General features: G+C 64.9%; 19 protein-coding genes. 12 read left to right on the top strand and 7 right to left on the bottom strand.

The genetic code is table 11. From position 1 onward, the window contains the following. Positions 1-122: 122 nt before the first annotated feature. Both mbfA and ACVIYL_RS05675 read right to left on the bottom strand, forming a co-directional pair. Complete coding sequence (mbfA, locus tag ACVIYL_RS05680; RefSeq protein WP_057016287.1) at positions 123-1,094, bottom strand: iron exporter MbfA; 972 nt, start codon at positions 1,092-1,094, stop codon at positions 123-125. Positions 1,095-1,272: 178 nt separating this feature from the next. Then, entirely contained in the window at positions 1,273-2,427 is a 1,155-nt protein-coding gene (locus ACVIYL_RS05675) for an alpha/beta fold hydrolase (protein ID WP_456777955.1), read from the bottom strand. 104 nt (positions 2,428-2,531) lie between these two features. On the opposite strand from ACVIYL_RS05675, the gene ACVIYL_RS05670 reads away from it, so the two are divergent. Beyond that, the gene (locus tag ACVIYL_RS05670) at positions 2,532-3,038 is read left to right on the top strand and encodes a hypothetical protein (protein WP_456777954.1); all 507 of its coding nucleotides are present in this window, start codon (positions 2,532-2,534) and stop codon (positions 3,036-3,038) included. Positions 3,039-3,268: 230 nt separating this feature from the next. On the opposite strand, the gene ACVIYL_RS05665 is transcribed toward ACVIYL_RS05670, so the two are convergent. Together ACVIYL_RS05665 and ACVIYL_RS05660 are read right to left on the bottom strand one after the other, a co-directional pair. After that, a complete protein-coding gene (locus ACVIYL_RS05665) occupies positions 3,269-4,813 on the bottom strand; it encodes an acyl-CoA synthetase (RefSeq protein ID WP_456777953.1) in 1,545 nt (514 codons plus the stop codon). A gap of 180 nt (positions 4,814-4,993) precedes the next feature. Beyond that, positions 4,994-6,166, bottom strand: a complete 1,173-nt coding sequence (locus ACVIYL_RS05660; protein WP_456777952.1) for an acetyl-CoA C-acetyltransferase — start codon at positions 6,164-6,166, stop codon at positions 4,994-4,996. A 175-nt stretch (positions 6,167-6,341) separates the two neighbouring features. Here ACVIYL_RS05660 and ACVIYL_RS05655 point away from each other — a divergent pair, with 175 nt between their 5' ends. The 9 genes from ACVIYL_RS05655 to ACVIYL_RS05615 all read left to right on the top strand — a co-directional run bounded on the left by ACVIYL_RS05655 (position 6,342) and on the right by ACVIYL_RS05615 (position 16,020). Beyond that, positions 6,342-7,007, top strand: a complete 666-nt coding sequence (locus ACVIYL_RS05655) for a TetR family transcriptional regulator (RefSeq protein WP_057016282.1) — start codon at positions 6,342-6,344, stop codon at positions 7,005-7,007. 46 nt (positions 7,008-7,053) lie between these two features. Then, a complete protein-coding gene (locus tag ACVIYL_RS05650; RefSeq protein ID WP_016847447.1) occupies positions 7,054-7,812 on the top strand; it encodes an SDR family NAD(P)-dependent oxidoreductase in 759 nt (252 codons plus the stop codon). Between the two features lie 181 nt (positions 7,813-7,993). Next, positions 7,994-8,800, top strand: coding sequence for an enoyl-CoA hydratase/isomerase family protein (locus tag ACVIYL_RS05645; RefSeq protein ID WP_168858655.1), 807 nt, complete (start codon positions 7,994-7,996; stop codon positions 8,798-8,800). 41 nt (positions 8,801-8,841) lie between these two features. Next, positions 8,842-10,710, top strand: a complete 1,869-nt coding sequence (locus ACVIYL_RS05640) for an AMP-binding protein (protein WP_456777951.1) — start codon at positions 8,842-8,844, stop codon at positions 10,708-10,710. A gap of 132 nt (positions 10,711-10,842) precedes the next feature. Continuing rightward, positions 10,843-11,970, top strand: coding sequence for an acyl-CoA dehydrogenase family protein (locus tag ACVIYL_RS05635; protein ID WP_456777950.1), 1,128 nt, complete (start codon positions 10,843-10,845; stop codon positions 11,968-11,970). Between the two features lie 117 nt (positions 11,971-12,087). Continuing rightward, positions 12,088-13,335 (top strand): acyl-CoA dehydrogenase, encoded by a 1,248-nt coding sequence (locus ACVIYL_RS05630; protein WP_253604930.1) that lies wholly within the window; start codon positions 12,088-12,090, stop codon positions 13,333-13,335. Positions 13,336-13,468: 133 nt separating this feature from the next. Continuing rightward, the gene (locus tag ACVIYL_RS05625) at positions 13,469-14,719 is read left to right on the top strand and encodes an acyl-CoA dehydrogenase (RefSeq protein WP_225160882.1); all 1,251 of its coding nucleotides are present in this window, start codon (positions 13,469-13,471) and stop codon (positions 14,717-14,719) included. Positions 14,720-14,817: 98 nt separating this feature from the next. Next, positions 14,818-15,531, top strand: coding sequence for a nitroreductase (locus tag ACVIYL_RS05620; protein ID WP_456777949.1), 714 nt, complete (start codon positions 14,818-14,820; stop codon positions 15,529-15,531). Between the two features lie 78 nt (positions 15,532-15,609). Next, positions 15,610-16,020, top strand: coding sequence for a hypothetical protein (locus ACVIYL_RS05615; protein WP_229159005.1), 411 nt, complete (start codon positions 15,610-15,612; stop codon positions 16,018-16,020). Positions 16,021-16,237: 217 nt separating this feature from the next. Here the strand turns inward: ACVIYL_RS05615 and ACVIYL_RS05610 are convergent, their stop codons facing one another. Then, positions 16,238-17,236, bottom strand: a complete 999-nt coding sequence (locus tag ACVIYL_RS05610; protein ID WP_456777948.1) for a helix-turn-helix transcriptional regulator — start codon at positions 17,234-17,236, stop codon at positions 16,238-16,240. A gap of 81 nt (positions 17,237-17,317) precedes the next feature. Between ACVIYL_RS05610 and ACVIYL_RS05605 the strand changes: the two genes are divergently transcribed. Next, the gene (locus ACVIYL_RS05605) at positions 17,318-17,965 is read left to right on the top strand and encodes a glutathione S-transferase family protein (protein ID WP_456777947.1); all 648 of its coding nucleotides are present in this window, start codon (positions 17,318-17,320) and stop codon (positions 17,963-17,965) included. Positions 17,966-17,979: 14 nt separating this feature from the next. Beyond that, positions 17,980-18,414 (top strand): DUF6157 family protein, encoded by a 435-nt coding sequence (locus ACVIYL_RS05600; RefSeq protein ID WP_456777946.1) that lies wholly within the window; start codon positions 17,980-17,982, stop codon positions 18,412-18,414. A gap of 199 nt (positions 18,415-18,613) precedes the next feature. On the opposite strand, the gene ACVIYL_RS05595 is transcribed toward ACVIYL_RS05600, so the two are convergent. Next, complete coding sequence (locus ACVIYL_RS05595; protein WP_076832869.1) at positions 18,614-19,399, bottom strand: enoyl-CoA hydratase/isomerase family protein; 786 nt, start codon at positions 19,397-19,399, stop codon at positions 18,614-18,616. Between the two features lie 14 nt (positions 19,400-19,413). After that, complete coding sequence (locus ACVIYL_RS05590) at positions 19,414-20,526, bottom strand: cyclic nucleotide-gated ion channel (RefSeq protein WP_016847459.1); 1,113 nt, start codon at positions 20,524-20,526, stop codon at positions 19,414-19,416. Between the last annotated feature and the right edge of the window lie 306 nt (positions 20,527-20,832).

Here is a 20,832-nt window from a genome sequence, read left to right as displayed (position 1 = left end):
CGCCGCGCGCTTGCGCGGCGGGTGAGGGGGTACAGGTACGTCCACTTGCGTCACGTGTGGATATGGCCCCTCACCCCAACCCTCTCCCCGTAAGAACGGGGAGAGGGAGACTTGAACCGTTGCTACGCCGCGCCGATCAGGATGCCGACCGCGAGCACGATCGCGCCGCCGAGCACGATCTGGAATACCGCCTGCAGGAACGGCGTGTCCATGTAGCGCGCGCGGATGAAGGCGATCGCCCACAATTCGAAGAACACCACGATGCCGGCAATTGCGGTCGCGATCCAGAATGCGTTCGGCCAGGCGTCGGGCACCAGATAGGGAATGGTGTGGCCGAGCCCGCCGAGCGTCGTCATCAATCCGCAGGTCAGGCCGCGCAGCCAGGGCGAGCCGCGGCCGGTCAGCGAGCCGTCGTCGGACAGCGCCTCGGCAAAGCCCATGCTGATGCCGGCGCCGATCGAGGCGGCAAGCCCGACCAGGAAGGTTTGCCAGTTGTGATGCGTTGCGAAGGCGGCGGCGAACAGCGGCGCCAGGGTCGAGACCGAGCCGTCCATCAATCCGGCGAGACCCGGCTGCACATATTGCAGCACGAACATCCGCCGCCGGGTGCGGTCTTCCTCCGCGCGCACGTCCGGCTTGAGGATCTCGCCGGTCAGCTTCACCGCGAGCTTCTCGTGGCCCTTCTCCTCCTCGGCGAGATCGCCAAGCAGGCGCCGCACGCCGACATCCTCGGCCTTCTCGGCGGCTTTGGCATAGAAGCGCTCGGCCTCCAGCTCCATGGTCTCGACTTCCTTGCGGATGGTGTCGAGCGGCAGGTTCTTGGTGAGCCAGATCGGGCGGCGGCGCAGGAAGCCTTTGACGTCCTCGCGCCGGATCGGCGGCAGATGCGCCCCGAAGCGCTGCTCGTAGGTTTCGAGCAGCCGGTGGCGATGGCCGCGCTCCTCCTCGGCCATCTCCTCGAAGATCTTGGCGGTGTCGGGATAGCGCCCCGCGAGATCCTCCGCGAACGTCATGTAGATGCGGCTGTCCTCCTCCTCGGAGGCGATCGCGACCGCCAGCACCTCGCGCTCGGTCAGATCGGCAAAGTTCTTCACGGCAACGCCTTGCTCACGGAGTTTAGAATTAGAATAGTTCTAAACTATAAGGTTGCACCGGCGCCGGGTCAAATCCGGATCGGCCCGGATTCGCTGCCGCAGCACCGGCAAGCCGCGCGGGTTGAGCGAAGAAAACGCCTGAGATCAACGGGATGCGACGCGACGGCCGAACGAGCGTCTAGCGCTGCGTGCCGGCGTCTCGCAGGAATGTGAGCAGCAGTCGGCTCACCTCATCGGGCTGCTCCTGCTGCACCCAATGGCCGGCGCCGTCGACCAGATGGCAGCCGATCATGCTGGTGCAGGCTTTCGTCTGCATCGCCTCGAACACGCCGGGCCGCTGATATGTGCCCCAATCCTGCCTGCCGGAAATGAAGGCGGACGGCTGGTCGATCGTGCGGCCGCTCCAGGTCTGCAGTTCCCGGACGAACGCCCCCGAGGTGCCGCAGCGATACCATTGCAGTCCGCCCTGGAATCCGGTCCGCTGATATTCGGCGCTGTAATAAGCGAGCTCGCTATCCGGCAGCCATGTGTTGGCGGCGATCGCCTCGCGTGACGGCATCTCCTCGGCGACGGTCGCGGCCATGTCCTTGGCGAGATCCATCACGTAATAGGTCGGCAGTTTTGCCAATTCGCCTGCCGACCAGGATTGCAGCGGATACGGCTTGTTGTCTTTCCAGTCCGCGCTTTTGTGGTGGTAATAGGCGCGCAGGAAGTCGTGTACGCCCTGCGGCGCGCGATGCATGTCGTCACTCGCCGGGCGCGTCGAATAGTACCATTGGTAGTGCTTGCGCGGCCGCGGCAGCGCGGCGAGCTCGCGATGCATGGGGTCTTCGCTCGCTGGCTTTGCCGGCGCGCTCGCGGTGTTGAACGGCAGCGACGGCGGCCCCGAAAACGGCGCGCTCATCATCACCACCGCGCGGAACACGTCGGGCCGGATCAGTGCGCACCACGCCGCAACCGACGAGCCGAAATCGTGCCCGATCACCGCATCGACGTGCTTGTAGCCGAACGCAGCGACCAGCCCGAGCGCATCGCGCACCAGATTGGGCAGGCGGAATGACGCAAGATCGCCGTCATACTCCGCACTCCAGCCTGACGTGCGGCCATAGCCGCGCTGGTCCGGCGCGATCACATGATAGCCGGCGGCGGCGAGCTTCGGCATCACCTTGCGCCAGGAGAACGCCAGCTCCGGAAAGCCGTGCAGCAGCAACAGGCAGGGCCGGCCGGATGTTTCGAAGCCCGCTTCCAGCACATGCATGCGCAGGCCGTTGATCCCGTCGACATAACGCGAGCGGATGGTGGAGGGCAGCGGGACGTCGGGGAGGGCTTCCATTGTGCAGATCACCTGTTGGGCATCGCCGCAGAACCAGCGCATTTGGCTGTATGCTGACGGTCATTATTGAACGATAGCAATTTTGCCCAGGGGATGCATACCGCATGCGCCACGCGAGGATTGCAGAGCTGCCCGGCTGGATGTCGCGTCTCGGCGTGGGGATCGTGGCGGCAAGTCTGGTGCTGATGTCGGCGGTGCGTGCCGCCGACATCAGGCAGCTCACCGAGAAACTGCCGCGCGCCTATGTCGGCGAATTCCTGTGGGACGGCGACAACGCGGTGCAGAACGTCGTCATTACCTTCGACAAAGTGCAGGCCCTGAACGAGCAGAACGCGGAAGCGCGCGGCTGCGGTTCATATGAGGTCGGTCGCCACGTGACCAAGATCGGCGTGCAGATGTTCGTCCGGCTGTCCGATCTCGAGGTCGAGATCTTCGAACGCTCGCCCGATGGCGACGGGGCGTTCGAAACCGACGGCAGCCATCGCGGCAAGCTGTCGGAAGATTTTCAGCAGATCGATGCGCAATGGACCACCACGGCATCGGGCAAGCACGGCCAGCTGCATTTGCGTGCCGTGGCATCGGTCGCGTGCGCACCGGCGGAGGATTTGTAGGTTTGCATAAGATTCGCGACATGACGAAGCGTAGCGTGTCTCTGACATGCGGTGTGTTCTTAACCCTCCCCTGAAAGGGGAGGGTCGACGCGAATGAAATGAGCGGCGGGGAGGGGTCGGATCTCTCCACTCGAAAGGTATTCGTGGAGAGACCTGACCCCTCCCCGTTTCGCATTTCGCTTCGCTGCATGCGAACCGACCCTCCCCCTCCAGGGGAGGGTGAAGCGCGGTCACGCCTTCGCCGGAGCCTTCGGCCAATAGCGGTCGCGCAGATGGCGCTTCACCAGTTTGCCGGTCGGCGTACGCGGCAGCTCTTGCTCGAAGTCGATGCTCTTGGGGCATTTGATCGGCGACAAGTGCTGCCGGCAGAACGCGATCAGCTCGGCCTCGAGCTCCTTGCCGGCCCTGGTGATGTCGTGCGGCTGCACCACGGCCTTGACCTCTTCGCCCATCTCCTCGTTCGGCACGCCGAACACCGCGACGTCGGACACCGCCGGATGCGTGATCAGGACGTCCTCGGTCTCCTGCGGATAGATGTTCACGCCGCCGGAGATGATCATGTAGCTCTTGCGGTCGGTCAGATAGAGGAAGCCCTCTTCGTCGAGGTAGCCGACATCGCCGAGCGTCGACCAGCCCTTGGTGTTGTAGGCCTTCTTCGTCTTCTCCGGATCGTTGTGATAGGAGAACGCCGGCGCGTCGGCGAAAAAGACCTGACCGATCTGGCCGGTCGGCGCTTCCTCGTCGTTCTCGTCGAGGATCTTGACCTTGCCGACCACCGCGCGGCCGACCGTGCCGCGGTGGGTCAGCCATTGCTGCGAGGTCGAGACCGTGACGCCATTGCCTTCGGAGCCGGCGTAATACTCGATCAGGATCGGTCCCCACCATTCGATCATCTTGGCCTTGACGTCGACCGGGCAGGGCGCCGCGGCGTGGATCGCGCCTTTCAGCGACGAGACCTTGTAGCGTGTGCGCACTTCGTCGGGCAGCTTCAGCATGCGCACGAACATGGTCGGCACCAGCTGCGACTGCGTCACCTTGTGCTTCTCGACCTGCTTCAAAAATTCCTCGGCGTCGAAATGCTCCATGATGACGGAGGTGCCGCCGAGCACGGTGGCCATCATGTTGAAGCGTAGCGGGGCGGCGTGATAGAGCGGCGCCGGCGACAAATAGATGCTGTCCGCATTCATGCCGCACATGTCTGCGGTGAGAATCCGCAGGAACGGGTTCGGCACGTCGATCCGGTTGCCTTCGAACTGCTTCTTGATGCCCTTTGGCCGGCCGGTGGTGCCGGAGGAATACAGCATGTCGTAGCCGGCGACCTCGTCGGCAACCGGCGTGGTCGGCTGCGCGCCGGCTTCCTTGTCGTAGGAGCGGAAGCCCGGTGAGGGCTCGTCCATCATGTAGAACAGCGGCTCGCCCGCCTCGCCCTTGATCAGGCCCTTCACCTTGTCGGCGCATTGCGGCGTGGTGATGAACACCTTCGCGCCGCAGTCCTTGATGATGTAGGCGATCTCTTCTTCCGTCAGGTAGCGGCTGATCGCCGTGTAATAGAGACCCGAGCGCTGCGCGGCCCAGCAGATCTCCATGAAGGCGAGCCTGTTTTCCATCAGCAGCGCGATGTGGTCGCCGGCCTTGAGGCCGAGCGAGCGGAACAGATTCGCGCCTTGGTTCGAAAGCTCGTCGAGCTCGCGATAGGTGATGGCCTTGCCGCTGCCCGCCATCTGGTAGGCGATCTTGTTCGGATGGGTGCGCGCGTGGATCGACGGATGGGTCATTGTGTTTCCTCGGAGCATCAATAGTGGTCGTCCCCGCGAACGCGGGGACCCATGACCACCAATTTTTCTTGTTGGACTGAGTTGTGGCCCCAGCCGCGCCTAACCACAAACGGCTGTGGTTATGGGTCCCGGCCTACGCCGGGACGACATCATTGTTGTGGCCGCTGATGCGGACTTTTCTTACAGCCGCTCGACAATCGTCACATTCGCCATGCCGCCGCCTTCGCACATGGTCTGCAGGCCGTAGCGCTTGTTGCGCTGCTTGAGGGCATGCAGCAGCGTCGTCATCAGCTTGGTGCCGCTGCCGCCGAGCGGATGGCCGAGCGCGATCGCGCCGCCGTTGACGTTGAGCCGGGCCGGATCGGCGCCGGTGGTCTTCAGCCAAGCGGTCGGCACCGAGGCGAAGGCCTCGTTGACCTCGAAGAGATCAATGTCGTCAATCTTCATGCCGGCCTTCTGCAGCGCGCGCTGGGTTGCCGGCAGCGGCGCTTCCAGCATGATCACGGGGTCGCCGCCCATCATGGTGAGGTGATGGATGCGCGCCATCGGCTTGACGCCGAGCGCCTTCAGGCCCTTCTCGTTGACGACCATGACGCCGGAGGCGCCGTCGCAGATCTGGCTGGCGCTCGCCGCGGTGAGCTTGCCGTTCTCGGCAATCAGCTTGACGCCCTTGATGCCGTCGAGGCTGGCGTCGAAGCGGATGCCTTCGTCGATGTGATGGGTCTCGGTCGAGCCGTCGGCGCGGGTGATCTTGACCGGCACGATCTCGTCCTTGAAGTGGCCGGCCTGCGTCGCCGCGATCGCGCGCTGATGGCTGTTATAGGAATATTCGTCGAGCTCATCCTTCGACAGGCCGTACTTCTCGGCCATCATCTCCGCGCCGGTGAACTGGCTGAACACGATGTTGGGATACCTCGCCTCGATGCCCGGGCTCTTGTAGTGGCCGAAGCCGTTCTTGGCGGGCAGCGAGGAGGCGAGGCCCATCGGCACGCGGGTCATCGATTCCACGCCGGCGGCGATCACGCAATCCATCGTGCCAGACATCACCGCCTGCGCCGCGAAGTGCAGCGCCTGCTGCGAGGAACCGCACTGGCGGTCGATCGAGGTCGCCGGCACGCTCTCCGGCAGCTTCGAGGCCATCACCGCGTTGCGCGCGATGTTGGTGGACTGCTCGCCGGTCTGCATCACGCAGCCCATGATCACGTCCTCGACCTGCGCGGGGTCGGCGCCGGTGCGCTCGACCAGCGCATCGAGCACGGTCGCGGCCAGATCGGCCGGATGCCAGCCGGCGAGACGCCCTCCCTTGCGGCCGCCCGCGGTGCGAGCGGCGGCGACGATATATGCCTCGGCCATGTCTGATCTCCCTGATGTTTCCGGATTGGGCGGTCTGAAAGTTGGGCCGGATTTAAGGGGTGGCTCAGCATTTAGTCAATCAATCAATTAACTCTTGAGTGCGGCCCCGCCATGGGCTTATGTGCGGCCTCGATTTACCGTCGACCCCCTGACACAGAGCGGGACCACAGCGCAGTTGAATACCAGCGTACCGACGAAACTTCCGGCCGGCAAAAATGCCACCGCCGACAAGCTTTTGGTTGCGGCCAGTGAGCTGATGATCGAGCGCGCCTCGATCGAGGTCTCGTTGTCCGACATTGCGCAGAAGTCGGGCGTCAACGCCGCGCTGGTGAAATATCATTTCGGCAACAAGGACGGGTTGTTGCTGGCGCTGCTGGCGCGCGACGCCGCCACCGAGATATCGCAACTCGAATATCTCATCAGCCAGCCGATCACGCCGTCGGCGAAATTGCGGCTGCATATCGGCGGCATCATCCGCGCCTATCACCAGTTCCCCTATATGAACCGGCTGATCCATTATCTCCTGCACGAGAGCTCGCCTGCCGCCGCGAACGAGGTGTCGAAATTCTTCGTCGCGCCGCTGTTGGATTTTCACCGCCGGCTGCTCGCAGAAGGGATCAAGGCCGGCGAATTCCGCAAGATCGATCCGGTGCTGTTCTACACCAGCCTGATCGGCGCCTGCGATCATCTGTTCTTCGGCCGTCACGCGATGTCGCGCGCGGTCGGCGTCGGTCCGGTCACCGACGAGGTCTGCCGCGATTACATCAAGCATATGGAAGCCTTGATCTTCGGCGGCGTGCTCAATCCGGATAAGGAAACGGCAGCGGTCGCCGCCGGATAACAAGTTCGAAGTCTAGAGAAGAAACGCCCAAGGAAAGGTTGTATCCATGCAGTTGAAAGACGTTGCCGTTCTCATCACCGGCGGTGGCTCCGGCCTTGGTGCCGCAACCGCGCGCGCCATGGCCGCCAAGGGCGCCAAGATCGGCGTGATCGACCAGAACAAGGAAAATGCCGAGAAGGTCGCCGCCGAGGTGAAGGGCGTTGCGCTGCATGCCGACGTCACCGACGAGGACGCCATCAAGGCTGCGATCGCCAAGGCCGAGGCCGCGCACGGCATCGCGCGCGTGCTGATGAACTGCGCCGGCATCGGCGGTTCGCAGCGCATCGTCGGCAAGGACGGCGTCTATCCGCTGGCGAAGTTCGTCCGCATCATCAACGTCAATTTGATCGGCACCTTCAACGTGCTGCGCCTGTTCGCCGAGCGGCTGGCGACCGAAGCCCCGATCGGCGAGGAGCGCGGCGTCGCGATCAACACCGCATCGGTCGCGGCCTATGAAGGCCAGATCGGCCAGATCGCCTATTCCGCCTCGAAGGGCGGCGTCGTCGGCCTCACGCTGCCGGCCGCGCGCGACCTCGCCAGCCTGAAGATCCGCGTCAACACCATCGCGCCCGGCCTGTTCCTGACGCCGCTGCTGATGGGTCTGAACGAGGAAGCGCGCAAGAGCCTCGGCGCCCAGGTGCCGCATCCGGCCCGCCTCGGCGACGCCTCGGAATACGGCAACCTCGCGGTCCACATCGTCGAGAACCCGATGCTCAACGGCGAAACCATCCGCCTCGACGGCGCCATCCGCATGGCCCCGCGCTAACCACAAGCTCGACTGTCGTCCCGGCCTTGCGCGCAATTGCGCGCTGGAGCCGGGACCCATACTCCGCGGCGTCTGTAACAGGCAAACCTGGCAGACGCCGCGCAAGACAACAACAGCCTGTGGTTATGGATCCCGGCTCGCGCTTCGCTTGGCCGGGACGACGGTCGGGAGGACCATGCGCGTGTCTCAGCCGCTGCTGATCGAACATCACGACGGGGTCGATTGGGTTACGCTCAATCGCCCCGAGAGCCTCAACGCACTCGATCCTTCGCTGATCGACGCGCTCAACGTCTATTTCCAGGGCCTGCAGCGCAATCGCGACACCCGCGTCGTGGTGCTGAAGGGCGCCGGTGCGAATTTCTGCGCTGGGCTCGACCTCAAGCACGCGATGGCGCGCCGCGGCGGGCAGACCGAGCCGCCCGGCGTGACGGAGTCGCTGGACTCGCAGCGGCGCATCGCCGACATCGTGATGTTGATGCGGCGCGCTCCGCAGCCGATCATCGCGCTGGTGCAGGGCGCCGCCGCCGGCGGCGGCTTCGCGCTGGCGCTTGCCGCCGACATCCGCATCGCGGCGAAGAACGCGCGGATGAACTGCGCCTTCATCAAGCTTGGTCTCGGCGGCTGCGACATCGGCACCAGCTATTTCCTGCCGCGCCTCGTCGGTGTGTCGGTTGCGTCCGAATTGATCCTCACCGGGCGCTTCATCCATGCCGACCGCGCGCTTGCGGTCGGCCTGGTGTCCGAGGTGGTCGAGGTCGCCGATCTTGATGCTGCGGCCAATCCTTATGTCGAGGCGATGATGACGGCCTCGCCGGTCGGTCTCCGCCTCTCGAAGGAATGCATCAACATGAGCGTCGATGCCGGCTCGATCGAGGCCGTGATTGCGATGGAGGATCGCAATCAAGTGCTGTGCAGCCGCTCGGAAGATTTCCAGGAAGGCATCAGGGCCTTTCTCGAGAAACGAAAGCCTGTCTATATCAGGCGCTGAGAACAGATCCTCAAAAGGACAAGAATTCCGGGAGACGCAAAATGGATGGAGACGCGGCGATGCTGACGAAACCTGCCTTTCGCAAGGTGGATTGGCTCGCACGTGACATCGCGGTCGAGCGGCGCGGTGACGGCACCGTCGTCCTGAAGTCGCGGATTCCGCTCCAGGCCTACGAGACGCATATTCCGGCCTATCTCGCCAAATGGGCGGCGCAGGCGCCGGAGCGGATCTGGCTCGCGCAACGCGGTGGTCCCGACCGGCAATGGCGCAAGGTGTCCTATGGTGAAGCCAAGCGCACCGTCGATGCGCTGACGCAAGGCCTGCTCGATCTCGGCGTCGGCGACGGCCGGCCCGTCGCGATCCTCTCGGGCAATTCTATCGAGCACGCGCTGATGACGCAGGCCGCGATGCAGGCGCGGCTGCCGGCCGCGCCGGTGTCGCCGGCCTATTCGCTGATGAGCCAGGATCATCTCAAGCTCAAATACCTGTTCAACCTGATCAAGCCGGCCATCGTGATGGTGCAGGACGGCCCGACTTTCGAGAAGGCGCTCAAAGCGATCGATCTCACCGGCATCACGGTCGTCCACGTCCTGCGTCCCTGCGAGGGCATCAGGAGCGCGGCCTTTGCCGACCTCGCGGCAACGCCGGTGACGGCTGCGGTCGGCGAGTCCATCGCGAAGATCACGCCCAGGACCGTCGGCAAGCTGCTGTTCACCTCGGGCTCGACCGGCATGCCCAAGGCCGTCATCAACACCCAGGAGATGATGTGTGCCAACGCGGCGATGATGATGCAGGTGCGCCCGCGTGAAACGGAGGGACCGATCGCGACGGTGCTCGACTGGATGCCGTGGAATCACACCATGGGCGGCAACGCCGCGTTCAATCCGGTGCTGGTCGACGGCGGCACGCTCTATATCGACGACGGCCGGCCGATGCCGGGCCAGCTCGAGGAGACCATCAGGAACCTGCGCGAGGTGTCGCCGACCTATTACGCCAACGTGCCGGCCGGCTACGCCGCGCTCGCCGCCGCGATGGAGAAGGACGAGGCGCTGTGCGCGAGCTTCTTCAAGAACCTCTCGATCATGGCCTATGGCGGCGCGCGGCTGCCCGACGATCTCTATGACCGCATGCAGGCGCTGGCGGTGAAGACCACGGGCGAGCGCATCGTGTTCTACACCGGCTGGGGCTCGACCGAGACCGCGCCGACCTCGACCGGCACCTATTGGGATACCGAGCGCGTCGGCCTGATCGGTCTGCCGTTCCCCGGCGTCGAGCTGAAGATGGTGCCGTGCGGCTCGAAATATGAATTGCGGCTGCGCGGCGTCAACGTCACGCCAGGCTATTTCGGCCAGGCGGACCTCACGGCCAAGATGTTCGACGAGGAAGGCTTCTACTGCATCGGCGATGCCGGCGTGTTCGTCGATCCCGAAGATCCGCTGCAAGGCATCATCTTTGCCGGCCGGGTGGTCGAAGATTTCAAGCTGACCACCGGCACGTTCGTGCATGTCGGCTCGTTGCGCACCGATGCGATATCAGCCGCGACGCCGGTCGTGCATGACGCGCTGGTTGCGGGGCAGGACCGTGAGTTCATCGGCCTGCTGTGCTGGCCGAACCTGCACGCCTGCCGCCAGCTCGTCGGCAATGCCGATGCCAGCTACGAGGACGTGATCCGGCATTCCGAAGTGCTTGCCTGCCTGAAGAAGGGTTTGCAGGCGCACAATGCGTCCACCACCGGCAGCAGCATGCGTATCGCGCGTGCGATGCTGATGGTCGAGCCGCCATCGATCGACGGCAACGAACTTACCGACAAGGGCTACATCAACCAGCGCGCCGGCCTCGAACGCCGCGCCGCGCTGGTGGAGAAGCTATATGCCGGCAAGCCCGGCGACGACGTGATCATCTTGAACTGATCCTACGAAAGCAAACACGTCATTCCGGGGCACGCGAAGCGTGAACCCGGAATCTAGAGGTTCCTTACGTCGAGATTCCGGGTTCGATGCTGCGCATCGCCCTGGAATGACAGCAAGAAAAAGGTAAGCGCCATGAATTTCGATTTCTCCGACGAACAGAAGCAGATGCGCGACGAGGCGCGGAAGTTCCTCAGCGAACAGTGCCCGCCGAAGGCCGTGCGCGAGGTGCTCGACGGCAAGGCGCCTTACGACAAGGCGCTGTGGAAGGGCCTCGCCGAGATGGGCTTCCTTGGCGTTGCGATCCCGGAACAGTTCGGTGGCGCGGGCGCCGGCCATCTCGAGCTCTGCGTGATCGCGGAGGAAATGGGCCGCGCGCTGGCGCCGGTGCCGTTCTCCTCCACCGTCTATCTCGCCGCCGAAGCGATCCTGATCGCAGGCAGTGACGCGCAGAAGCAGAAGTGGCTGCCGAAGATCGCCGCGGGCGAAGCCATCGGCACGCTGGCGCTGTTCGAGGGCAAGGGCAACCCGTCGCCGAAGGCGATCAAGGTGACGGCCAATGGCGGCGTGCTCAACGGCGTCAAGAAGCCGGTGCCTGATGGCGCGATCGCCGATTTCGCCGTGGTCGCCGCGCGCACCGGCTCGAGCGGACGCGAGTCCGATATTTCCTTGTTCATCGTCGACCTCAAGGCCGGCGGCGTCGAAATCAAGTCGCTGACCAACATCGACCTGACCCGCGGCCAGGCCGAGTTTACCTTCAAGGATGCGAAGGCCGAGCCGCTCGGCGCGGCCGGCGAGGGCTGCAGCGTGATCACCCAGGTGCTCGATCGCGCGGCCGTGTTGACGGCGTTCGAGCAGGTCGGCGGCGCCGACCGCGCGCTGGAGATGGGCCGCGACTATGCGCTTGATCGTATTGCCTTTGGCCGGCCGATCGGCTCGTTCCAGGCGGTCAAGCACATGCTGGCCGACATGTATGTGTCGGCGACGCTGGCGCGCTCAAATTGCTACTACGGCGCCTGGGCGCTCTCGACCAATGCCGGCGAATTGCCGGAAGCCGCCGCCGCCGCGCGCATCAGCGCGACGCAGGCATTCCAGCATTGCGCCAAGAACAACATCCAGGTGCATGGCGGCATGGGCTTCACCTGGGAGTTCGACTGCCACATGTACTACCGCCGCGCCAATGCGGTGGCGCTCGGTCTCGGCAGCCTGTCCTATTGGGAAGACGCGCTGATCGACCGCATGCGCAAGAAGAACGCGGCGTAACGATACGATTCGTCATTCCGGGGCGCGCGTAGCGCGAACCCGGAATCCAGAGGTTGGGAATCGAGATTCCGGGTTCGATGCTGCGCATCGCCCCGGAATGACGGAAAGAAAGCCACCATGAATTTCGATGACACCCCGCAGGAGGCCGCATTCCGCGCCGAGGCGAAAGCCTGGATCGCGGCCAATGCACCGAAGCAACATGAGGACGAGCTGCGCAAGGCCTCGCTCGGCCGTGTTGCGCTCAAGGGCGCCAACATTCTCGAGGTCGCGAAGGCCTGGCAGAAGAAGAAGGCCGATGCCGGCTGGGCCTGCCTGCACTGGCCGAAGGAGTATGGCGGCCGCGGCTCGTCGCCGATCGAGCGCGTGATCTGGCAGCAGGAGGAGGGCCCGTTCGGCCGCCTTAGCTCGATGTTCATCATCGGCCACGGCATGTGCGGCCCGACCATGATGGCGTTCGCCGGCGAGGAGCAGAAGCGCAAATATCTGCCGCCGCTTGCCTCCGGCGAGAAGATCTGGTGCCAGCTGTTCTCCGAGCCGGCCGGCGGCTCCGACGTCGCCGGCCTGCGCACCCGCGCCGAGAAGCATGGTGACGAGTGGGTGATCAACGGCCAGAAGATCTGGACCTCGGGCGCGCATTATTCCGACTACGGCATCTTGCTCACCCGCACCGACCCGACCGTGCCCAAGCACAAGGGCCTCACCATGTTCTTCCTGGACATGAAGAGCCCGGGCGTCGAGGTCAGGCCGATCAAGCAGGCGAGCGGCGCCTCCGACTTCAACGAGGTCTATTTCACCGACGTGCGCATTCCGGACTCGCAGCGGCTCGGCAATGTCAATGACGGCTGGAACGTGTCGCTGACCACGCTGATGAACGAGCGGATGTCGATCGGCGCCGGTGTCGCCACCGGCTTTCCCGAGCTGTTCGACTTCTGCACCAGCCTGATGCTGGAGGACGGCCCCGCGATCGAGAACCGCGCGGTGCGCTCCAAGCTCGCCAACTGGGCCGTGAAGGCGAGCGGGCTGAAATACACCAGCATGCGCGCGATCTCGGCGCTGTCGAAGGGCGAGCGTCCGGGACCGGAGAATTCGATCGGCAAGCTGGTCGCCGGCTCGATGATCCAGGACGTCGCGACCTATGCGCTCGATCTGCAGGGCGCGGCCGGCGCGCTGAACGGGATTGAGGATGCCGAGGTCGCCGGCAAATTCCAGGCGATGCTGCTGCGCGCGCCGGGCACCCGCGTCGAGGGTGGCACCGACGAGATCATGCGCAACATCATCGCCGAACGCGTGCTGGGCCTGCCCGGCGACATCAGGGTCGACAAGGACGTCCCCTTCAACAAGATCCCGACCAAGGGAAGAGCTTAACCGTCGTTCCGGGGCGGCGCGAAGCGGCGAACCCGGAACTCGAGCGACATAACTTCTAGATTCCCCGATGCGCAACCGCGCATCTGAGGTTCGCGCTGCGCGCGCCCCGGAATGACAAAGAAAAGGAGCCGCCATGAATTTCGATGACACGCCGCAGGAAGCCGAGTTCCGCGCCATCGCCCGCAACTGGATCGCGGCCAACGCGCCGAAGGAGTTCGAGGAGGAGCTCTCGAAGTCCTCGCTCGGCCGCATCAGGCTTGCGAAGCACGACATGGTCGAGGTCGGCAAGGCCTGGCAGAAGAAGAAGGCGGAAGGCGGCTGGGCCTGCCTGCACTGGCCGAAGGAATATGGCGGCCGCGGCGCCACCCCGATCGAGCGCGTGATCTGGCAGCAGGAAGAGGGCGTCTACGGCAAATTGACCCAGCCGTTCCAGATCGGCGAGGGCATGTGCGGCCCGACCGTGATGGCGTGGGGCAGCGAAGACGCAAAACGCCGCTATCTGCCCAAGCTCGCCTCCGGCGAGGAGATCTGGTGCCAGCTGTTCTCGGAGCCGTCGGCCGGCTCCGACGTTGCGGGGCTGCGCACCCGCGCCGAGAAGAAGGGCGACAATTGGGTCGTCAACGGCCAGAAGATCTGGACCTCAGGCGCGCATTACTCCGACTACGGCCTGTTGATCGCGCGCACCGATCCGAATGTGCCGAAGCACAAGGGCCTCACCATGTTCTTCCTCGACATGAAGAGCCCCGGCGTCGAGGTCAGGCCGATCAAGCAGGCCAACGGCATGCAGGAGTTCAACGAGGTCTATTTCACCGACGTCGTGATCCCGGACAGCCAGCGGTTAGGGGCGGTCGGCGAGGGCTGGAGCGTGTCGCTGACCACGCTGATGAACGAGCGCATGTCGATCGGCGCGCGGCTCGCCACCGGCGTGCCCGAGATGTTCGAGTTCTGCTCCAATTTGATGCTGGAGGACGGTCTTGCGATCGACGATCCGGCGGTGCGCTCCAGGCTTGCGAGCTGGGCGGTGAAGGCGAGCGGGCTGAAATACACCAGCTACCGCGCCATCTCGGCGCTGTCGAAGGGCGAGCGACCGGGCCCGGAAAACTCGATCGGCAAGCTCGTCTCCGGCCTGATGCTGCAAGACATCGCGACCTATGCGATGGACCTCGAGGGCGCGGCGGGCAGCCTCACCGGCACCGATGAGGAGCAGGCCAACGGCCAGTTCCAGCAGATGCTGCTGTCGTCGCCCTCGATGCGCATCGCCGGCGGTACCGACGAGATCCTGCGCAACATCATCGCCGAGCGCGTGCTGGGCCTGCCCGGCGACATCCGCGTCGACAAGGACGTGCCCTACAACAAGATCCCGACCAAGGGGCGGGGTGGTTAGTCGTCATTCCGGGGCGATGCGAAGCATCGAACCCGGAATCTCGAGATTCCGGGTTCACGCTTCGCGTGCCCCGGAATGACGAAAAAGGAGGATATATCATGGACGCGAAGACACCGAACCCGCGCTACGCGACCGAGGACCGTATCGGCGCGCTCGAGGAATTGCTCAACGAGCGCTACTCGGTGCGCGCGTTCCAGCCGCGCGAAGTGCCGCGCGAGGTCATCGAGCACATTCTGTCGACTGCGCAGCGCACCGCATCCTGGTGCAACAGCCAGCCTTGGCAGGTGCTGATCGTCTCCGGCGAGGCCAAGGAGCGGTTTCGCAAGGCGATCTATGCCGAGGCGTCGCGCGGCCTCGGCGAGGATTACGACTTCACGCCGCCGCGCGAATATGTCGGGGTCTATCTGGAGCGCCGCCGCGAAAGCGGTTTCCAGCTCTACAACACGCTCGGCATCGCGCGCGGCGACAAGCCGGCCTATGCAAAACAGGCGCTGGAAAACTACAATTTCTTCGGCGCGCCGCACATTGCCGTGATCCACACCAATGAGCAGCTCGGCATCTATGGTGCGATCGACTGCGGCGGCTATGTCTCGAACTTCATGCTGGCGGCGCAGGCGCTCGGGCTCGGCACCATCCCGCAGGCGGCGATCGCGCGCCATTCCGGGCTGATCCGTCGTCATTTCAACCTGGCCGACGATCGCCGGGTTGTCTGCGGTATCTCGTTCGGCTATGCGGATCACGCGCAAAAGGTGAACAGCTACCGCACGTCGCGCGCGACCGTGGAAGATACTGTCACATTCGTTGATGTATAATTTCCTCAAGGCGGGAAGGTCGGTTCACCCTCCCGCCGAGGATAAGAAGAGCTACAAGAAGAAACGACAAGAACAACAATGGCGAATAACGCCTCCCTGACGCCGGCGGAGATCAGCTGGCAGCTGCACCGTCTGCCTGCACTCGAGCGCGACGCGTTCATCGCCGCGCATTATCTGGGACGGCCCGTTGCCTGGAAGACCCGCTTCTTCGACGCGATCGATTGGGGCGCGGGCTCGGTGCTGCAATTCAGCTTCCTGCAGCGCGGCTGGCATCGCCATTCGCGGCTCGACAATCCGATCTATGCCTATATCGACATCGAGCAACATCCGGAAACCCGCGGCCTGCGCCGCGGCCGCCGGATCGATCTTGAGGGCACGATCAAGGGCGTCGACTTCGTGACCGGGATTACGCTGACGCTGGAGCGGTTCGAGATCCTGCCGGTCAATTTTTTCGACCGCTTCGTGATCAGCTCTGACAGCCGCTACTAGCAAGCAGCGAACCGCAGACTCTGCTCCGACCTCTCCCCGCGCGCGGGGAGAGGTCGGAACGCATCGTTAGATGCGTTCCGGGTGAGGGGGAGTCTCAGCAAGCGCAGCTATCACCGTATGCGCGGAGACAGCCCCTCACCCCAACCTTCTCCCCGTAAGAACGGGGCGAGGGAGCGCACTGCTCCTGCGGCTCCATTCAACCCAATCTCATTACGCTTCAGCGTCCCGCCACCGCGCGGCGGGCTGGCGCGTCGGCATAGCGCGCGGCCATCGCGCTCGTCAGCTCGGCCATCTTCTCGCGCAACTCTAACGGCGCGACCACTTCGGCCTCGGCGCCGAGCCGCAGCAATTCGGTCGCCGCATGCCACACCGTCTTGCCGACCGGCATGGTGGCGAGCCGCCAGCCGTCGGCGTCGGTGCCATCAGTGAGCCGCATCCGCGCCTTCACGTAAGGATGCGCCAGCGCGTCGAACAGTTTCAGCCCGAGCGGCGACAGCCGCACCGTGGCCTCGTTCGGATGCAGCTCGGCCTCCAGCCGCTCGATCGAGGCGCGCCAATAGGCGGCGAGGTCGAACGCCGCCGGCCGCGCGAATGGGGTCTCCAGCGCCGTGCAATCCAGCACGCGCGCGACACGGTAGGTGCGTACATTGCCGTCGACGAGGCCGGCGAGGTACCAGCTGCCGCCCTTCAGCACGAGGCCGAGCGGCGCCACGCGCCGCCGCTTCTCGGCCTTCCAGCTCTGGTAGCGGATCTCGAGCATGGTCTCGCGCAGCACGGCGCCGGCGATGGCGCGCAGATGCTCCGGCTCCTCGGTCTCGCCGAACCAGCCGGGCGCGTCGAGATGGAAGCGCTGCTGCATCCCTCTCGCGTTGGGCCGCAGGTTCTCCGGCAGCGCCGCCATCAGCTTGGTCTGCGCCGCCACCATCGCGGCATCGAGGCCGAGCGCAGCGGCGGGCCCCGGGAGACCGGCCATGAACAGCGCCTCGGCCTCGCCCTGCGACAGGCCGTTGAGCCGGACGCGATAGCCGTCGAGCAGGCGATAGCCGCCTTCGGCACCGCGGTCGGCATAGACGGGAACGCCGGCGGCGGCGAGCGCGTCGATGTCGCGATAGATCGTGCGCACCGAAACTTCGCAGGCTTCCGCCAGCTCAGGCGCGGTGACCTGGCCCCGCGCCTGCAGGGTGGTGAGGATGGAAAATAGCCGGCTCGCGCGCATGGCCGGATCATACCTGACATAAGATGTCAGGTATAGGCGGACATAAAGGCCATGCCCCCTGACGGCGCAAGGAGACCCGCCATGACCACCACCACCGACCGCGTCACGCTGTATTATTCGCCGCAAAGCCGCGCCACCGGCACCCGCGTGCTGCTGGAGGAACTCGGCGCGCCGTATGACCTGCACGTCCTCAACATGAAGGCCGGCGAGCAGCGCAAGGACGCCTATCTCGCCATCAATCCGCTCGGCAAGGTGCCGGCGATCAGCCATGGCGACGCGCTGATCACCGAGCAGGTCGCGATCTTCATCTATCTCGCCGATCTGTTTCCGCAGGCCGGCCTGACGCTGGCGCTGAACGACCCGCGCCGCGGCCCGTATCTGCGCTGGATCGCCTATTACGGCTCATCGTTTGAGCCGGCCGTGATCGACCATTTCATGAAGCGCGAGCCCGCGCCGATCACGCAGTCGTCCTATGCCGATTACGACACCATGCTGGGCGCGCTGGAATCGCAGCTGGCAAAGGGGCCCTATCTGCTCGGCGAAGAGATCACAGCGGCTGACATCCTTTGGGGCATCGCGCTCAGCTGGACCATGATGTTCGGCATCGTGCCGAAAAGGGACGTGTTCGTCCGCCATGCCGAACGCATCGCCGCACGCCCGGCCTTCCAGCGGATATCGAAGGCCGATGACGAGATGGCGGCGCAGCATGCCGCGGCCGCCGGAGTGTGATACGGATCGGGCCGATGGCGAAAGTCCTGCACAGCACCAACTGCTTCAACACCTTGATCCGCGTCGCGGAGGACTGCCCGGCGCAGCGCGGCGAGGAGCCGCAGCTGCGCGGCGGCCAGCCAACGGTTGCCGTGCTGCAATACCGGATGATCGCGGGATCGCCATACAAGTACACCTCTGACGATGTGGTTTTCGCGACGTCGGCGGCCGGCCGTGCGCTCGATGCGAGAGCGGCGAAGAAGGCGCGCAGCCTCGCCCGCGAGACGTTCTTCTCGCGCGGCCAGGCCTGCATGCGCGCCTCGCCGCTCGGCAAGCGTTTCGGCTGGGGTGTCCATGCCGACGCCGAGGGCCGCATCGCGCTCTACGCCGTCGACAGCAAGCGCTACCAGGCACTCGCCGCGGATCCTGACATCGCGCAGGTCCGCGCGATGCGGAGCAAGCGGGCGTGAAGAGGCACTGCTCTCATCCTCCCCTGGAGGGGGAGGATCGGTTCGCATGCAATGCGAACCGAGGTGGGGTGATCTCTCCACTCGGGCACCGTTCGTGCTGAGAGATCACCCCACCCCGTCTCACATTCCGCTGCGCTCCATGTGACCCGACCCTCCCCCTCCAGGGGAGGGTGAAGGGAGTGTGCCGTGCGACCAATCGCTAAAACCGCGGTGCCCGCTTTTCGGCGAAGGCCTTGATGCCTTCCTTGATCTCGTCGCCGCGCATGCTGTCGCGGTGGCGGGCGTCGGCGGCGGCTTCATCCAGTGCGCCGCGGGCGAATTCGTTGATTGCGCGCTTCATGCCGGCCATCGCCTTGGGCGCGTTGCCCGCCAAAATCGTCGCGAGCTTGTCGACTTCCTCGTCGAGCAGGTCGAGCGATACCATCGCGGTGAGGTAGCCGATCCGCAGCATCTCCGGCGCCGATATCTTCTGCGCGGTCAGGAACAGCATCCTGGCGTTATCGACGCCGAGCCGCGTGACATAGCGCTGGATGCCGCTCTTGTAATAGTGCAGCCCGAGCCGCGCCGCCGGCATGAACATCTCGGCGGTATCGACGCCGATGCGGAAGTCGCAGGCGAGCGCGAGGTCGGTCGAGCCGCCATAGACCCCGCCATTGAGCCGGCAGATCGTCGGCACGCTGAGATCCTCGAGGCGGTTGACCACGACCTCGAACGCCGAACCCGCGCTCTGTTGTTCGCTGGCGCTCACCGCGCGCTCGGCGACGGAGTTGAGGTCGTAGCCGGCGGAGAACGCGCGGCCGGTTCCGGTCAGCACCAGCACGCGGATTGCGGGATCGGCCTCGATCCGGTCGAACAATGTCAGCAACTCGCCGAGGTCCTCGGCCTGCAGGCGGTTGAGATGCTTCGGCCGGTTGAGGCGGATCGTTGCGCGTGCGCCCGCGATTTCGAGCACGGGTCCGCTGGCGGTGTCGGCCGCGTCAGCCATCTTGGTCTCCATCATTATTGATTCTCACGTTCGCGCCGCTTGGCCTCGGCGTCGATGGTCTCGGCGAGATCGGGATGCCTTGCCATCAACAGGCGGAAATCGACCAGGTCAAGCACCAACAGCCTGGTCACCTTGCTGGTCGAGACGCTGGCGCCGCGCTTGGCGTTGCCGAGCAATGCCATCTCGCCGAAGAACTCGCCTTCGCCAAGCTTCACCTTGCGCCCGGGCAGGTCGACCTCGACCTCGCCGGCGGCGACGAAATACATGCAGTCGCCATTGGTGTCCTTGCGGATGATCATGGTGCGCGGCGGCAGGTCCATGGTCCGCAGCATTTGGGTGACGTCGGCGATCGCGGCCGGGCCGAGGTGCGCGAAGAACGGCACCTTGCTGACGGTCTCCCAGGTTCGCAAGAAATTGTCGCGGCGGGTTTCGGCGGCAAAGCCGGTCGCCAGGATACCGGTCCACAGCCCGAACACGCCGAGGCCCGAGATCATCACCATGGCGGCGACCACGCGGCCGAGCGGGGTGATCGGCACCACGTCGCCGTAGCCGGTCGTGGTCAGCGTCACCACCGCCCACCACAGCGCCGCCGGCACGCTGCCGAAGGTCTGCGGCTGGACGTCCCGCTCCAGGAAATATTCCGCAACGGAGGCCAGGAACACCACCATCAGGAAGATCACGAGCACGCTGAGCAGCGGCCCGGATTCCACGACCAGCACGCGCCGGAGCTGGCGCAGGCCGGGAATGCCCGGCACCACCTTGAGCACCCAGAGCACGCCGAGCAGCCAGGCGGTTTTCGGCTCGACTCCGGACAGCAAGGCCACCGGCACGGCCAGCGCGCCGATCGCGTCGACCACGCCGGCGCTGGACAGCGCGTAGAACCAGAATTTGCCCTGCCGGCCCATGTGGCGCAGCCGCACCAGCCATTCGAATACGAAATAGGCAAGGCAGGCCCACAGCAGCGCATCCACCCAGCGCGGCGCCGCGTCATGGGCCGGCGCGACCGTCAGCAGCGTCATCATGGCGACACCGGCCGCGACGGCGACATAGGCCGCCGTGGTCATGTTGCGGCCGGCGGTGGCGGAAACGAAGCGCGTCAAGGCCGGAAGGACGAGCCGCTTGGACATCGGAACGGAGCTTGCCTGTCGATGAATTGCTGGAATTGAGGCCCTGCGAACGGCAGAGCCGATGTCACAACGTGCCTCTCCCGGTTGAGGCCGTCAACGCGCAGGCCATGGCGGGATGCTCGCGGCGGAAGACCCATCAGTTGGACGAAAGGCCTAACCATGTTGGCCCGATTTTGCGCCCGCGAATGTGAGAAATCGGACAAAACGTCGCTTTTTCCCCGTATATCAGGGATGCTGGTCGCCGATGCGACCTTGGCCGGAATGAAGCGACTAATAAGGCGATCTTATTCACTTCTTGAGAAATTG

It is taken from the genome of Bradyrhizobium sp. USDA 3315 (assembly GCF_054056795.1).
Note: the sequence above shows the minus strand (reverse complement) of the source record. Positions and strands in the feature narration are given on the sequence as shown.

What these genes read in the sequence shown, in the direction of transcription:
- ACVIYL_RS05675 (WP_456777955.1), bottom strand. Translation starts at nt 2,427, where the DNA reads ATGGAAGCCCTCCCCGACGTCCCGCTGCCCTCCACCATCCGCTCGCGT.
- ACVIYL_RS05670 (WP_456777954.1), top strand. Translation starts at nt 2,532, where the DNA reads ATGCGCCACGCGAGGATTGCAGAGCTGCCCGGCTGGATGTCGCGTCTC.
- ACVIYL_RS05665 (WP_456777953.1), bottom strand. Translation starts at nt 4,813, where the DNA reads ATGACCCATCCGTCGATCCACGCGCGCACCCATCCGAACAAGATCGCC.
- ACVIYL_RS05660 (WP_456777952.1), bottom strand. Translation starts at nt 6,166, where the DNA reads ATGGCCGAGGCATATATCGTCGCCGCCGCTCGCACCGCGGGCGGCCGC.
- ACVIYL_RS05650 (WP_016847447.1), top strand. Translation starts at nt 7,054, where the DNA reads ATGCAGTTGAAAGACGTTGCCGTTCTCATCACCGGCGGTGGCTCCGGC.
- ACVIYL_RS05640 (WP_456777951.1), top strand. Translation starts at nt 8,842, where the DNA reads ATGGATGGAGACGCGGCGATGCTGACGAAACCTGCCTTTCGCAAGGTG.
- ACVIYL_RS05635 (WP_456777950.1), top strand. Translation starts at nt 10,843, where the DNA reads ATGAATTTCGATTTCTCCGACGAACAGAAGCAGATGCGCGACGAGGCG.
- ACVIYL_RS05630 (WP_253604930.1), top strand. Translation starts at nt 12,088, where the DNA reads ATGAATTTCGATGACACCCCGCAGGAGGCCGCATTCCGCGCCGAGGCG.
- ACVIYL_RS05625 (WP_225160882.1), top strand. Translation starts at nt 13,469, where the DNA reads ATGAATTTCGATGACACGCCGCAGGAAGCCGAGTTCCGCGCCATCGCC.
- ACVIYL_RS05620 (WP_456777949.1), top strand. Translation starts at nt 14,818, where the DNA reads ATGGACGCGAAGACACCGAACCCGCGCTACGCGACCGAGGACCGTATC.
- ACVIYL_RS05615 (WP_229159005.1), top strand. Translation starts at nt 15,610, where the DNA reads ATGGCGAATAACGCCTCCCTGACGCCGGCGGAGATCAGCTGGCAGCTG.
- ACVIYL_RS05610 (WP_456777948.1), bottom strand. Translation starts at nt 17,236, where the DNA reads ATGCGCGCGAGCCGGCTATTTTCCATCCTCACCACCCTGCAGGCGCGG.
- ACVIYL_RS05605 (WP_456777947.1), top strand. Translation starts at nt 17,318, where the DNA reads ATGACCACCACCACCGACCGCGTCACGCTGTATTATTCGCCGCAAAGC.
- ACVIYL_RS05600 (WP_456777946.1), top strand. Translation starts at nt 17,980, where the DNA reads ATGGCGAAAGTCCTGCACAGCACCAACTGCTTCAACACCTTGATCCGC.
- ACVIYL_RS05595 (WP_076832869.1), bottom strand. Translation starts at nt 19,399, where the DNA reads ATGGCTGACGCGGCCGACACCGCCAGCGGACCCGTGCTCGAAATCGCG.
- ACVIYL_RS05590 (WP_016847459.1), bottom strand. Translation starts at nt 20,526, where the DNA reads ATGTCCAAGCGGCTCGTCCTTCCGGCCTTGACGCGCTTCGTTTCCGCC.